Raw genomic sequence first — 15,015 nt, 5'->3', positions numbered from 1 at the left:
TTGGCGCGCTCAGCAGGGTTTTTCGCCTTTTATCCCGCGTTACGGAGCGCGATAAAGGTACAACATCAAATTGTGCGGTAAGCCTTGGCGCCCAGGTCTTTTTGAGAAGGGCTCAAGTTTTGCCGTGGCATGCCGATCAGTACCATGAGATGAAAACCAGATTCGCTTTCAAGCGGGCATTGCCTACGTGAGCCAAGCCTGAACATGTCCTTCCTCAAACCCCTGATGACGTTGATGGCCAGTGCCTCGGTGCTGGCATCGGCGCATGCCGAGGTGATGGGCTGCCTGGTCGAGCCCGACCGCGTGGCCGATGTCGGCAGCCAGTTCATCGGCGTGCTTGAACGCATGCTGGTCGAGCGAGGGGATCAGGTGGTGTCCGGGCAGGTGCTGGCACGCCTGTCTGCCCAGGTCGAACGGGCATCGGTGTCGATTGCCGAGGCACGCTCCGAGGCGGACGCCGAACTGCGCCAGGCCATCGCCGCGGCGGAACTGGCGCAGCGCAAATGGCAGCGCGCCAAGGATCTGCTCAAGCAGGAGTTCGTCTCCGACCAGGCCGTTGACCAGGCCGATGCCGAGTACCGTGTGGCCGAACAACGGGTGTCGCAGGCCCGTGAATCCCAGAAGGTGGCCCAGCGCGAATACCGCTTGTCGGCCGCGCAATTGGGCCAGCGCGATGTGCGCAGCCCTTTCGATGGCATCGTCATCGAACGCTACCGCACCGAAGGTGAGCGCATCGAGCGTGAACCGGTGGTGCGGGTGGCCCGCATCGATCCCTTGCGTGTCGAGGCCATCGTGCCGGCCTCGCAGTTCGGCAGCATCGCCATGGGCCAGGTGGCGACGATCCGCACCGATCTGCCCAACTTCAACGCGCTGTCCGCCAAGGTGGTGCTGGTGGACCGGGTGATCGACCCAGCCTCCAACAGTTTCCGCGTGCGGCTGACACTGCCCAATCCCGACAACCGCATCCCCTCGGGCTTGCGTTGCCGGGTGGATTTCGCTTCATCGTTGCCGCCGGCTGCGCCTTCTGCGCCCGCGCAACCCGGCGCGGTCACGCCCACCAAGGCGCCACTGCCCGCCAAGCCGCCCAAGACACTCCCGACACCCGTCGCCGCCACGCAGCCGACGCGGGTGCAGCAAGCTGTTTCCCCTCAGACGGTGCCAGACCAGGCGCGGCCCGTCTCTCAGCTGTCCACACGCCTGGCCACGGCCTCACAGGCCCCCGAGCGGATGCTGGTCAAGCAATACCTGACGTCGAAGGAGCCCCGGCTCTCCATGTCGTCCCAGTTGTCCGTGCCACGTTTGTCGTCACTGGATACTGATCGCCCCTTGCTGTCCTTGCGATGAGGTTCCTATGTTCTGGGAGTCGTCGACATGTCGGCAACGACTGGATGTCGAGGCCCGCGCTTCGTGTTCGAAGAACTCGAGGCACGGTTGCTCTATTCCGCGGACCTGGCCCAGGCCGTGGGCTTGCCTTGCCCTGCGCTGAGCACGGGACAGCCGCCTGATCACGCCTCTGCTGCGGCATCGCTGAGCCTGCAGTACATGCTGGCGCCTTTGAGCGGGGGCCATGCGGCGGGGTATGTCGCCCAGCCCGAAGCGCCAGCCGACACGGCTGCTTCGCCCGTGCGCCATGAAGTGGCCTTTGTGGACATGAGCATGGACGGTGCCGGAGACTTGCTGGATGCGCTGCGCCAGGTTGCACGGCAAGACTCGGGGCGCGACCTGCAGGTCGTGGCGATCCCGGCGGGTGAGGATGGCCTGGCCTTCATCACCGCGACGCTGGCTTCGATGCACCAGATGGATGCCGTGCACATCCTGGCGCATGCGGATGCACAGGGGCTGCAACTTGGCACCACCCGGATCGACGCTTCCACCCTGGCCGGGCAAGCCCAGGCGCTCACCTCATGGAGCACGGCGCTGAGCGAGCATGCCGACCTGCTGCTCTATGGCTGCGACCTGGCTGCCACGCCGGCCGGCCGTGCCCTGGTGGCCGACATGGCCTTGCTGACAGGGGCCGATGTCGCGGCCAGTGATGACCTCAGCGCCAATGCCGCACTGGGTGGTGACTGGGTGCTCGAGCACCACACCGGCCCCATCGAGGCGGCCGGCCTGATGGGCGTGGGCGGCGTGGAGACATGGACAGGGCAGTTGCTGGTGCAAGCCAATGGCGGCCAGACCGCCGCCCACACGGCCACTGCGCTGGTGGCCGAGAACACCACCGGGCCGCGCAGCGTGGCCATGGATGGGCAAGGGCGGTTCACGGCGATCTGGAACACCGGTGGCGACGTGGCCTACCAGCGCTACAACGCCGATGGCAGTGTCGATGCCACCATGTCAGGGACGGTGAACAACATGTACACCGCTTACGGCTCGGCCGTGGCGGGCAATGCGGGTGGGCGTACCGCCGTGGCCTATTTCGAGTACTACCCAGGCGTGCTGGGCCTGGTGCTGGCCGATGCCCATGTCAAGCTCGACGTGTTCGATGCGTCCGGCACCCGCACGGCGAGCATTACCGTGGCGGGTGCCAACCTGCTGGAAGGGCTGCTGGGCAGCGTGCTCACCGGCAACCCGCAGGTCACACCCGCGGTCGCCATGGATGCCAGCGGCAATACGGCGGTGGCCTGGAACATCGGCAACAACGTGGTGCTGGCCTGGCTGGACAGTGCCGGCACGCTGCTGGGTTCGCAGGTGATCAATGCGGGCGCTGTGGCCAGCCAGGTGGCCGTGGCCATGAGTCCTTCCGGCACGGTGCTGAGCTGGACGGGTGGTGGCGACGGGGTGTTCGCGCAGTTCTACGACAGCAGCCGTGCGGCGATCGGCAGCCCGGTCACGGTGCCGCAAGGCAGCGTGGGCACGCAATCGGAATCGAGCCTGGCCGTGGACGGCAATGGCCGCGCCTTGCTGGCATGGACCAGCACGCAGGATGGCAGCAGCGACATCTTCGGGCGCTGGTTCTCCGTGGGCAGTGGTGCAGCGCTGGGTGCCGAGTTCAAGCTCAACACCACCACGGCCGATGCACAGACGGCGCCTAGCGTGTCGATGGACAGCAGCGGGCGGGCGGTCGTGGCCTGGCAGAGCCAGGGGCAGGACGGCTCAGGGGCCGGCATCTACTGGCGCGAGATCCTGACCGATGGCACCTTGGGCGATCCCGAGGTACGCGTCAACACCACCACGGCCGGCGATCAGGTGCGGCCCAGCGTGGCCAGCCAGGGCGCCCAGGCCGTCGTGGTGTGGACGGGCACGGACACGGGCATCTCCACCGGCGTGTTCTTCCAGCGCCAGATCCTGGCGGGCAACCAAGCGCCCATCATCACCAGCCTGGGGGGCGGCGCCAGCGCGGTCGTGTCCATGGCCGAGAACAACACCCAGGTCATCACCATCACCGCCACGGACGCCGATCTGGGCGCTGGCCAGTTGAGCTACAGCCTGGCCGGTGGGGCAGATGCCGCGCGTTTTGCCATCGATGCCGTTACGGGTGTGCTGCGATTTCTGGTGCCGCCGGACCATGATGCCCCGCAGGATGTGGGCGCGGACAACGTCTATGACGTGATCGTTCAGGTCAGCGATGGATCGGCCATCGACACGCAGGCCATTGCCGTCACGGTGACGGGCGTGAACGACGAGGTGCCGCGCATCACCAGCCTGGGCGGCGGGGCCGCGGCCACCGTGAGCATCATGGAGACGCTCACCACGGTGACCACGGTCACGGCGGTCGATGCCGATCTGCCCTCAACCCCGCTGGTCTACAGCATCAGCGGCGGTGTCGATTCTGCCCGTTTCGTGATCGATGCGGCGACGGGCGCCGTGCGCTTTGTGCTCCCACCGGATTACGAGTTGCCAGTCGATGCCGATGGCGACAATGCCTATGAACTGATCGTCCGTGTCAGCGATGGCACCTGGCATGACGAGCAGGCCATCACGGTGCGGGTGCTCGATGCCTCGTCGCAACTCGTGGTGAGCACCACGGCCGACACCAATGACACCGGCCTGGGTAACAGTTTCACGATCGAACAACTCAATGCACAGATGGGTACGGATGGTGCGGTATCGCTGCGCGAAGCCCTGATCGCGGCGAACAACACGCCGGGTGTGGACACGATCCGCTTCGCCTTCACCGGGACGGCCGGCAGCCTGGGTGAATACACGATCGTGCTGGGCAGTGCACTGCCGACCATCACGCAGGCCGTGGTGATCGATGGCCTGAGCCAGCCTGGAACCGGCAGCCACCCCTTGATCGTTCTGGATGGCAACGGCGTCACGGGCAACGGCATCACGCTGGGCGCCACGGCCGATGGCAGCACGGTGCGTGGTTTGGTGATCAGGGGCTTCAATGGCGATGCGATCCACATCGACGCGGGCTCGGACAACCACGTCATCACAGGCAACTACCTCGGCTCGTTCAATGCGGATGGCAGTGATGCGGGCGCAGGCAAGCGCAACCTGTCCGACGGCATCGAGTCCTGGGGCAACCAGGTGCGCATCGGCGGCGCGACGCTGTCCGAGCGCAATCTGATCGGTGGCAACGCGGAGCGCGGCATCTACCTCGATGGGTTGACCGCAGGGACGCGCGTGCTGGGCAACTACATCGGGACGGATGCCGCCGGCATGGTGAGCGTGGCCAATGGCTGGGGGGTGGCCCTGGCGGGGCTGGGCACGGCCACGATCGGTGGAACAGGCGTGGGCGAGGGCAATCTGATCTCCGGCAACACGCTGGGTGGTGTGCTGGCCGCCAACCAGCGCACGGTGCTGCAGGGCAATGTGGCGGGGCTGGATGCTTCAGGCAGTGCAGCGCTGGCCAACGGCGGTAACGGCGTGGAGATCCGCACACTGGGGGCATCGCTGGTCGGTGGCGGCGACGTAGGTGCCGGCAATGTGCTGTCAGGCAATGCCGGGGCTGGCGTGGCCTTCTATGTGTCGGCGGTGTCGCTGGCTCAGCATGTGGTGCAGGGCAATCTGATCGGCACCGACCGCAGCGGTGCCGTGCTGCGCGGCAACGGCACGCAGGGTGTGCTGGTGGCCGCATCGAACGTGATGGTGGGCGGTGTCAACCCGGGCGAAGGCAATGTCATCGCAGGCAATGGCGGTGCGGGCATCGGCATGCTCAGCGGTGTGGGGGGCAGTTTCCTGGGCAACAGCCTGTACGGCAATGGGGCCCCGGGCATCGATCTGGGGCTGGATGGCCCCACGGCCAATGACGCGGGCGATCTGGACAGCGGCCCCAACTTTCTCAACAACACACCGATGCTGCTCACCGCTGTGAGCAACGGCACGGTCACCGTGGTGAGCGGGCAGGTGCAGGTGTCGGCCCTGGTCCTGGGTGTGGCCCGGGTGGAGTTCTATGCCAGCGGTGGCACGGGCGGGCAAGGGCAGCGCTACCTGGGCTCGACCCTGGTCACCCCGGTGGCGGGTACGGCCAGTTTCAATGTGAACAACCTGGCCGGCGTGCTGGACGGCGAATGGGTCACGGCCACGGTCACCCTGGCCGGTGATTTCCTCGGCACCAGCGAGTTTTCCAATGCCTTGCAGGTGTCCTTCACCAACGCGCAGCCGCAGATCACGTCTGGTGGTGGAGGTGCCACGGCCAGCCTGTCGGTGGCCGAAGGCAGCAGCGTGGTCACCGCCGTCACGGCGCAGGACGCGGACGAACCCTTGCAGACACTGAGCTATGCCATCACCGGTGGCGCCGATGCGGCTCGCTTCACGATCGACGCCACCACGGGCGTGCTGCGCTTCGTCGCCCCGCCGGATCGGGAGAACCCGACGGATGCTGACGCGGATGCGGTGTACGAGGTCATCGTCGGTGTCAGTGATGGCGTGGGTGGGGCAGATGCTCAGCAACTGAGCATCACGGTGCTGGGTGTCAATGAATACGCGCCTGTGATCACCAGCCAGGGCGGCGGTGCCACGGGCCATGTCAATGTCGTGCAACTGGGACTGGACGTGACCACGGTGACAGCGGTGGATGCCGATCGGCCCGCTGCGGTCTTGAACTACAGCATCTCCGGTGGTGATGACGCGCTGCTCTTCACCATCGACGCAGGCACTGGTGCCTTGCGCTTCCTGGCCCCACCCGTGTGGGCCGTGCCGTTGGACAGCAATGGCGACAACATCTACCAGGTGCAGGTGAGCGTGTCGGACGGGCAATTCACCGACAGCCAGCTTCTGTCCGTGGCCGTGCTGCCCAGCAACCTGCATGCCCCCAGCATCACCAGCGCCAGCGCGGTGGACGTGACCGAGAACAGCGCCACGGTGCTGCAGGTCACGGCGCAGGATCTGGATGTGCCGGTGCAGCGACTGAGCTTCAGCCTGCAGGGCGGTGCCGATGCTGCGCTGTTCTCGATCGACACGGACACGGGTGAACTGCGTTTCCTGCAGGCGCCGGACCATGAGCAGCCCCTGGATGCCGACCAGGACAACCTCTATGAAGTGAGCGTGCTGGTGAGCGATGGCCTGCTGAGCACCCAGCAAAACCTGCTGTTGCGGGTGCTGGATGCCAATGACCAGGCCCCAGTGTTCACAGGGGGCGCCGCCTTTGTCGTGGCAGAGAACACCCAGGCCGTGACCGTGCTCAGTGCAGTCGATGCTGATGCCACGCCTCCGGTGGGTGGCTTGGTCTACGGCCTGGTGGCGGGGCAGGATGCGGCCAGTTTCATGGTCGATGCTGCCACGGGCGCCTTGCGCTTTGCCTCTGCGCCGGACCACGAGGCGCCGCTCGACGCCGATGCAGACAATGTCTATGAGCTGACCGTGCAGGTGAGCGATGGCGTTTTCACGACCTTGCGGCAACTGTCTGTGCGTGTGAGCGATCTCAACGACACCGCGCCGGTGTTCACGGGCGGGGCGCTGTTCAGCGTGAACGAGAACAGCACGCTGGTGGGCCAAATCACCGCAACCGATCCGGATCTGCCCCCGGGCGGGGCCTTGAGCTTCAGCCTCACCGGTGGCGCGGATGCCTCGTGGCTGCGCATTGATGCCGATACCGGCGTGCTGTCCTTTGCCAGTGCGCCTGACCATGAAACGCCGATGGATGCCGATGGCGATAACCTCTACGAGGTGCGTGTCCAGGTGAGCGACGGGCAGTTGAGCACCTGGCGTGACCTGGTGGTGCGCGTGGACAACGTCAACGAAGCCCCCGTGGCCGTGAATGACCGCTTCGTGCTGGACGAGGACGCCACGCTCTTCGGCACCCGCCTGGATCTGCTGGGCAATGACGTGGATGTGGACAGCCCCGCGCTGTCGATGAGGCTGCTGCAAGGGCCGGCCCATGGCACCTTGAACATCGAGGTCGATGGCAGCTGGAGCTACCGGCCTGATGCCGACTACCATGGCAACGACGCCTTCACCTACGTGGCCAGTGACGGCCTGCTCGACAGCCAGGCCGCCACGGTGCAACTGCAGATCAACGCAGTCAACGACGCGCCTGCGATGACCGCTGGCGTTCTGAACCTGGCGATAGGCCCACAGGCGCAGTGGACCTTGAGCGAGCTGACCGCCCAGGCTGCAGACGTTGAAGGCGACACCTTGAGCATCCGTGTCGTGCAGGGGCCGCGCCACGGCCAGCTCAGCCTGGACCAGGCCGGCGTGCTGCGCTACCAGGCCGATGCAGGCTTCTCCGGTCAGGATGACTGGGCCTATGTCGTCAGCGATGGCCAGAGCGACAGCGCACAGAAGCTGGTGGCCCTGAGCGTGAGCCAGCCAGGGCCCCAGCCAGAACCTGAAGAGCCCGTGCCTCAGGCCCCTTCACCCGCCCCGGGGTTTTTGCCTGTTCTTCCGGCAGCCTCGTCAGGGCTGGCTCCATTGACTCCATTGACTCCATTAACGCCTACGGTGGCCACCTTCAGCCTGCTGTCGCCTCCTATGGCGGCCGACACCGTTTCCGCACTGTTGAGCGCTACGGAGCGTGTGCCGACATCAACCGGCCAAGCGCGGGAGGGCGGGACGGGCGATGCACCCACCGACGGAGAGAGCGATGTGGCCACAGCCCTGGCCAGCGAGGCGCTGTCGCCATTGCCGGCCGCCTTGCCTTCGGCCCTTCCCACGGGTTTGGGGCTGATGCTGCCTGCGGCGGCCGGGCCGTTCGCCGCAGATGGCCTGCCCGCAGCCCCCGCCCTGGATTTCCAGATCGGGCTGAACATGCGCCCGCCCTTCGATGCTCCCACCAACGGCTCGACGCTGTTGCAGTTGCTCGAGCGCCTGAACCTGGACCTAAAGGACAGGGGGCGCCTTACCCTGCAGCTGCAGCCCATTCCGGGTATGCAGGGGGGCACTTTCCCTACACGGATTCCGTTCAATGCGCAATCCGTGGAGGAATCCCGTTTGGTGGTGCTTGATTCTCCGGTCATGCAGGGCTCGAGTGTGGCATTGTCGGTGGGCGCGGTGTGGTGGACTGCCCGGGCGGCCGGCCTGATGACCAGCATGATGGTCACCGTGCCTGCCTGGCGCACCATCGACCCGATGCCGGTGATGGGTGGGCCGGTGCCGCCCGACGCCGACGGCGATGGCGATGGGAGCAATGGACTTGACAGAGGCCAGGTCACCGACGAGCAAAGCGTCATGGAAGCACAGGCGGCCGATTTGTTCAGCTCCGTCGATGTGTTGAAGGGTGAGACGGAAGGGATTGGATGAAGCTCAAGGACAAGCTCCGGCGCTGGTCGCTCAGCCCGACGGCGCGCATCAGCATGGGGCTGGTGTCGTTGCTGGTGGGCCTGCTGATGGTGCTGGACCTGGTGTTCAAGCTGCTGCCCGATCAGCGCACCATGACGCAGACGGTGCGCGAGCAGGTGGCTGTGCACCTGGCGCTGCAAGTCAAGCGCATGCTGCGCGAGCCGCAGTCGCTGCCGCTGATCCAGCCAATGTTCACCGATCTGGTCGAGCACTCTGCCGACGTGCAGACCGTGGCCATCCGCCGGGAAGACGGCACCCTGGTCGTGGCCACGCCTCAGCATGAGCAGCACTGGCAGCCACCCTCCATGGGGCTGTCGACCATCACCAGCGTGGTGGTGCCGCTCAACACCAACAATGGCCGCTGGGGCCAGCTCGAAGTGGGCTTTGACTCCCCCTGGCCCAAGACGGTGACCGGCTGGCTGATGCAGCCTACGGTTCAGCTCGTTGCCATCCTGAGCACCGTCAGCTTCATCGCCTTCTACCTGTACCTGCGGCGGGTACTGCAGCACCTGGATCCCTCCAAGGCCATCCCAGAGCGCGTGCGGGTGGCCTTCGACACCTTGACAGAAGGCCTGCTGGTGCTCGATCTGGATGGTCAGATCCTGTTGGCCAACTCAGCCTTCCGCAGCTTCCACCCGCAGGCCAGCGCCGTGCTGCTGGGGCGTTCCATCGACCAGATGGAATGGCTGATCCAGGGCCTGCGCGACGAATCCGACATCCCGCCCTGGAAGCGCGTGCTCAACATGAGCGAGCCCATCCTGGGCGTGCATGTGGACCTGACCGACACCATCGGCGAGCCGCGCCGCGCCTTGCTCAACTGCGCCGCCATCCGCGATGCCACCGGCAACGCGCGCGGCTGCCTGGTCACCCTGGACGACATCACTGCGCTGGACCGCGCCAATGCCAAGCTGCGCGCGGCCCTGGCCGAGCTGGAAACCTCGCGTGACCAGATCCAGAAGCAGAATGAAGAGCTGACCATGCTGGCCAACTGCGATCCGATGACGGGTTGCTTCAACCGCCGCGCCTTCTTCGCGCGGGCTGAGGGCCTGATGGCGCATGCGCAGTCCAGTGGTGAGCCGCTGACCTGCCTGATGACCGACATCGACAAGTTCAAGAACTTCAACGACACCTATGGCCACGCCGTGGGTGATCTGGTGATCCAGCAGGTCTCGCGCCTGCTCAAGCGCGCCATGCGCACGCAGGATGTGCTGTGCCGCTTCGGGGGCGAGGAGTTCTGCGTGCTGCTGCCCGGCTTCAACCTGGAGCAGGCGGCCGACGTGGCCGAGGCCATCCGCTACGCCATCGAGATGGAGGCCGGATCCTCCATCGACACCGTGCCCAATCTGCGCATCACCTCCAGCTTCGGGGTATCGCAGCTTGGGCTGGGTGATACCCAGAACCTGCTGCAGCTCATCGAGCGTGCCGACCAGGGCCTGTACGCCGCCAAGGAGGCCGGCCGCAACCAGGTGCAGTCGCTGGACTGGAAGGTGCTGCACAGCATGGCCTGAGCCGGCTGCCAGCCTGGCGATAGCCCCGTCAGGTTCGCCAGATGCGGGGCGTGGCGGGCGGCAGATCCCAGGCCAGTGGTCGCCATGCGGCCCAGATGCCCGACAGCAGGCGCATCAAGGGCTCGACCCGATCCGCCAGCGCGCGCACCACCACGGGCTCATGCGGGCTGGTGGCGCCAGCGCGTACCGTGCCCAACGATGGATCGATGCCGTCGATCAGGGCGCGGGCCGTGTCCAGCAAGGCCTCGCGTCGTTCACGTGGCAATGCCTGCCCCGCTGCAAACCACAGCGTGCCCATCACCCGGTGCCCGGCCCAGCCCAGCGGGCTGTCCAGCAGCAGGCGGTCGGTGCTGCGCACGGTGCCCTGTTCCAGCCACACGCCGGGCAAATCGATGCGCTGGGTGTAGAAGCCCGTGCCGCCCGGGTCATTGTCGAAGGCTTCGCCGGCCGCGGGCAGCCCCAGCGCCAGCACGTCCCAGCCCATCATTTCCGCGCCGGGCGCCAGCTCGAAGCGCATCTCGTTGCGTGCGCGGCAGGTGCGGTAGGCGATGGTTTCCAGCGGCAGCCACTCCAGCCGGGCACCGTCGGCCACCCGCGCCGTCACGGATTGCAGGGCCTCGGGGCCGGCGCTCTTGTAGAAGCGCGTGGCGCCCGGGGTGGTGATCAGGGCATGGCTGCCGGCCTCCAGCGTGGCCTGCACATCCAGCACGTCGCCGCCCACGATGCCGCCGGGCGGGTGCACCAGCACGTGGTGGCAGATGCCCGGGCCTTCCGGGTACAGCCGTTGCAGCACCCGAAGGGGGCCGTCGTGGCGGTCATGGGCGGTGGTGCGTTCGCCGTCGCGGCGGTAGTCCAGGGTCAGGTGGCCGTGCCAGCTCATCGGGGCCTAGGCGTCAAGTGGACGCGGTTGTGGTGGAACTGCAAGGCGCCAGTGTAAGGGTGGGCTGCGGGCGGGTTGAGGGCGCGTCATGCCCCAGCATGGTGCTCTGCCATGCCGCGCGTCATCTGGACAGTCGGCATGAAGCTTGCGACAATGCTGGCGCGGAGTAGAAGCGTTCAAGCAGCCCCCAGCCATCCATGATCGGCAGGGCCCGGCCAGGAAATTGCTCCCTCGTGTTCAACCGCGGCGCCCAGCCCCAAGGCGCTTCAACGAGGAGCCTGCTCATGCTCACCACCCAACAGCCCATCTTCCGGCGTTTCTGGCACGCCGTGATCCCGCTCAGCCAACTGGCCGACAGGCCCCAGCCCTTCACCCTGCTTGGTGAGAACATCGTCCTGTTCCTGGACGAGCACGGCCAGCCCGCCGCCCTCAGGGATCGCTGCTGCCATCGCACGGCCAAGCTCTCCAAGGGCTGGTGCAACAAGGGGCGCCTGCAGTGCGGCTACCACGGCTGGGTCTACGACCGCACCGGCCGCGTCGTCGAGATCCCCCAGTACGAGGAAGGCCGCCGTATCCTGCCTGACTTCAAGACCACGGCCTACCACTGCGTCGCTCGCTATGGCTACGCCTGGGTGGCGCTGGAGGATCCCGTCACCGACATCCCCGAGATCCCGGAGTTCGAAGCGCCTGGCTGGCGCACCATCTTCCAGTTCTACGAGCGCTGGGAGACCAGCCCGCTGCGCGCTTTGGAAAACTCCTTCGACAACTCGCACTTCAGCTTCGTGCACCGCGCTACCTTCGGCGTGGCCGCCCAGCCCAAGCCCAGCAAGTACGAGCTGGTCGAGAACGACACCGGCTTCTATGCGGAAACCGTGATCGACGCGGCCAACCCGCCCCAGTACCAGCGCGTCAGCGGCGTGACCGACCCGATCACCACGCGCCACATGCGCAATGCCTACTTCCAGCCCTTCTCGCGCCGGCTGGACATCGAGTACCCCGGTGGCGTGCGCCACATCATCATCAACTGCTTCACGCCCATTGACGATGGCTCGATCCAACTGTGCCAATGGCTGTTCCGCAACGACACGGAAGAAAACTGCCCGGCCCAACTGCTGATCGACTTCGACGAAGTGATCACGCGCGAGGACAAGGACATCCTCGAATCCACCGACCCCGATGCGCTGGTGGACGTGCGCCGCCGCGGCATCGAGTTCTCGATGGACAGCGACCGCCCCGGCATGCTGATCCGCAAGAAGCTGATGGCGCTGCTGGCCCAGCACGGCGAGGCCGAGGTGCACCGTGGCCTGCCCGGCGCGAAGATCATGCTGAGCCGTGAAGGCGTCCAGACCGGCTGCGGCGCTGCCTGTGACAGCGGTCCAACGCTCAGCCCCACGGGGACGGCAGCCGAGGCCGCCTGAGCGGGATTTTTCCCGGAATTACCGGGCGTTTCTGCGCTTGCGCGAGGGGCGCAGTCTGCATACTGTGCCCTCATGGCAAGCACCTTCGGGCTCGGTGAGAGATGAGCGCGTCTGGCGGGCAGGGCACAAGCCCTGCGCTGGACGATGACATCACGCGCGTGATCGGCACGCCGCGTGTGCCGGAGCGCGCGCCTGAGGACGACCCCGAGAAAACGGTGGTCAAGGCCCCGACGATCCCTCGGCCACCAATACCAGCTGCACAGGCGCCAGTACGTACCGTGCCCGTGCCGCCGCCCACCGCGCTGCGCCCCTTCAAGCCCAAGACCGGCACGGCCCTGGCCTTGCCGCCCGGCTTTCGCCTGCACGAATACCGCATCGACCGCGTGCTGGGGCAGGGCGGCTTCGGCATCACCTACCTGGCCACCGACGTCAACCTCAACACCAAGGTCGCCATCAAGGAGTACCTGCCCGAGGACATTGCCTTCCGCACCTCGGGGCAGACCGTGTCGGCCCACTCCTCGCGCTTTCGGGACCGCTACCGCAGCGGCCTGGACAGCTTCCTGGTCGAAGGCCGCACGCTGGCCACCTTCCGCCACCCCAACATCGTGCGCGTGGCGCGCTTCTTCGAAGCCCACCAGACCGCCTACATGGTGCTGGAGTACGAACGCGGCAGCCCCTTCAAGACATGGTGGCCCGAGCATGCCCAGATCGGCGAGAAGGAACTGATGGGCCTGATCCAGCCCCTGCTGGACGGCCTTTCGGTGGTCCACGGCATGGGCTTTCTGCACCGCGACATCAAGCCGGACAACATCCAGGTGCGCCGCCGCGACGGCAGCCTGGTGCTGCTGGATTTCGGCTCGGCGCGTCAGGCCGTGAGCACCGGCACACAAGATGATGTGGCCGTGACGCCGGGCTACGCGCCCATCGAGCAATACGAGGATGGCGACCAGGGCCCCTGGACCGACATCTACGCCATGGGCGCCACCCTGTACTGGACGGTGACCGGCAAGAAGCCGCCCGACGCGATGGACCGCGCCATGGCCGTGGGCCGTGGCGGTGCCGACCCGCTGGAGCCGGTCACCGTGGCCGCCAAGGGCCGCTACAGCGAATCCTTCCTCAAGGCCATCGACTGGGCCCTGGCCCTGCAAGCGGCCGATCGCCCGCAGGACATCGCCCAGTGGCGCGTGGCCCTGTTCGCCTCGCATGCGGCCAGCCTGGGCCTGCAGGAAGCACTGCGCGCTGGCGACGCGGCGGACGACCCGGCGGACCATGTGCCCCATCACCACTTGGCCTTGCGTTCGGTACCGCGCCGCATCGCCTTCGGTGTGTGGCGTGGCGTCCGCCGCGTGGTGCGCCCCGGCTCCTGGCCCATGGCGATCAAGATGTCGCTGGCGATGGTACTGGCTGCCTTGCTGCCCATGCTGATCACCGGCTACTACAACCTGCAGGGTAGCCTCGCGGCCGTCTCCGATGGCGAGTTGCGCAACCTGCAGCAACTGGCCCGCAGCACGGCCGGGCGTGTCTCGCAACTGATTGGCGACAGCCAGAACCTGGCGCGCACCCTGGGCACGGACGAAGCCTTCGTGCAGTTCCTGGCCAAGCCCGATGAGGCCAGTGCCGAGACCATGCGCAACAAGCTGGAGCGTCTGGTCAAGTCCAACCCCGACATCGGCCTGATGATGCTGATGGACACCAAGGGCACGGCCATCGTTTCCAGTGACCCCAAGGTCACGGGCAAGAACTTTGCCTTCCGCGAATACTTCCGTGAGGCCATGAAGGGCCACCCGCACATCACCGGCATCGTGGTCGGCGCGGCCACAGGTGCGGCGGGCATGTTCTACGCGCACCCGGTGTTCGGGCCGGATTACGAGGTGATCGGCGCCGTCGTGCTGCGCATCCGCTCGGCGTCTTTCGATGGCATCCTGGAGCAGGTGGGGCAGGGCGCACCGCTCACCCCCTTCATGGTCGATGGCGATGGCGTCCTCATCTACCACCCGGATGCGAAGGTGCTCTTCAGCAGCCTGACGACACTGCCCGCGCTCACGCTCGACAAGATCCGGGCGGACCAGCGCTTCAAGCGCGACACCGTCACCTCCCTGAACATGCCGGATCTGGCACGTGCCATGGTGGGGGCGAAGGAACAAGGCCACATCACCTACAAGTCCACCATCAGCAGCACTGAAGAGATCGCGGGTTTTTCGCCCGTGGTGGGGAACGACTGGGTGGTGGGGGTGGCCGAGCCACGTTCCGCCTTTGAGGCGCCGCTGAACAAGCTCTTCACGCAACTGCTGTGGAGCGTGCTGCTGATCGGCCTGCTGTTCACGGGGCTGGCCTTGATGTTCGCGCGCAGCATCGTGCGCCCCATCAAGGCACTGACCGGTGCGGCCGATGCCCTCAAGCGTGGTGACTATGCCGGTGCCAGCCTGCAGGTGCGCAACCGCGATGAGATCGGGCAGTTGGCGCGCACCTTCAACGTGCTGATCGATGTGCTGCGCCAGCGTGAGCGCGAGCGGGGGCAGAACCAGCGTTCGTCATGAGCCTTGCC

The 15,015-nt window shown here is 66.5% G+C and carries 6 protein-coding genes; 5 read left to right on the top strand and 1 reads right to left on the bottom strand.

What is annotated here, in order from left to right; all coding sequences use genetic code 11:
- Window positions 1–204 precede the first annotated feature (204 nt).
- From WAQ08_RS16905 to WAQ08_RS16895, 3 genes are read left to right on the top strand one after another with little or no spacing between them, the layout of a single operon-like run.
- Entirely contained in the window at window positions 205–1,344 is a 1,140-nt protein-coding gene (locus WAQ08_RS16905; RefSeq protein ID WP_422193148.1) for an efflux RND transporter periplasmic adaptor subunit, read from the top strand.
- A 27-nt stretch (window positions 1,345–1,371) separates the two neighbouring features.
- Window positions 1,372–8,625, top strand: coding sequence for a cadherin domain-containing protein (locus tag WAQ08_RS16900; RefSeq protein ID WP_422193147.1), 7,254 nt, complete (start codon window positions 1,372–1,374; stop codon window positions 8,623–8,625).
- The gene (locus WAQ08_RS16895; RefSeq protein ID WP_422193145.1) at window positions 8,622–10,172 is read left to right on the top strand and encodes a diguanylate cyclase; all 1,551 of its coding nucleotides are present in this window, start codon (window positions 8,622–8,624) and stop codon (window positions 10,170–10,172) included. The genes WAQ08_RS16900 and WAQ08_RS16895 overlap by 4 nt, the downstream gene beginning before the upstream one ends.
- Before the next feature lie 28 nt (window positions 10,173–10,200).
- Here WAQ08_RS16895 and WAQ08_RS16890 read toward each other — a convergent pair whose 3' ends face one another.
- A complete protein-coding gene (locus WAQ08_RS16890) occupies window positions 10,201–11,052 on the bottom strand; it encodes an urease accessory protein UreD (RefSeq protein ID WP_422193143.1) in 852 nt (283 codons plus the stop codon).
- A 284-nt stretch (window positions 11,053–11,336) separates the two neighbouring features.
- On the opposite strand from WAQ08_RS16890, the gene WAQ08_RS16885 reads away from it, so the two are divergent.
- Together WAQ08_RS16885 and WAQ08_RS16880 are read left to right on the top strand one after the other, a co-directional pair.
- Complete coding sequence (locus WAQ08_RS16885; protein WP_422193142.1) at window positions 11,337–12,470, top strand: Rieske 2Fe-2S domain-containing protein; 1,134 nt, start codon at window positions 11,337–11,339, stop codon at window positions 12,468–12,470.
- Between the two features lie 101 nt (window positions 12,471–12,571).
- Window positions 12,572–15,007, top strand: a complete 2,436-nt coding sequence (locus WAQ08_RS16880) for a protein kinase domain-containing protein (RefSeq protein WP_422193140.1) — start codon at window positions 12,572–12,574, stop codon at window positions 15,005–15,007.
- Window positions 15,008–15,015: the final 8 nt, after the last annotated feature.

This window comes from Aquabacterium sp. (genome assembly GCF_049274795.1).
Taxonomy (GTDB): Bacteria; Pseudomonadota; Gammaproteobacteria; order Burkholderiales; family Burkholderiaceae_C; genus Aquabacterium.
Note: the sequence above shows the minus strand (reverse complement) of the source record. Positions and strands in the feature narration are given on the sequence as shown.

Excerpts from the sequence above, each read along its gene's own strand:
- WAQ08_RS16905 (WP_422193148.1), top strand. The coding sequence starts at position 205 with ATGTCCTTCCTCAAACCCCTGATGACGTTGATGGCCAGTGCCTCGGTG.
- WAQ08_RS16900 (WP_422193147.1), top strand. The coding sequence starts at position 1,372 with ATGTCGGCAACGACTGGATGTCGAGGCCCGCGCTTCGTGTTCGAAGAA.
- WAQ08_RS16895 (WP_422193145.1), top strand. The coding sequence starts at position 8,622 with ATGAAGCTCAAGGACAAGCTCCGGCGCTGGTCGCTCAGCCCGACGGCG.
- WAQ08_RS16890 (WP_422193143.1), bottom strand. The coding sequence starts at position 11,052 with ATGAGCTGGCACGGCCACCTGACCCTGGACTACCGCCGCGACGGCGAA.
- WAQ08_RS16885 (WP_422193142.1), top strand. The coding sequence starts at position 11,337 with ATGCTCACCACCCAACAGCCCATCTTCCGGCGTTTCTGGCACGCCGTG.
- WAQ08_RS16880 (WP_422193140.1), top strand. The coding sequence starts at position 12,572 with ATGAGCGCGTCTGGCGGGCAGGGCACAAGCCCTGCGCTGGACGATGAC.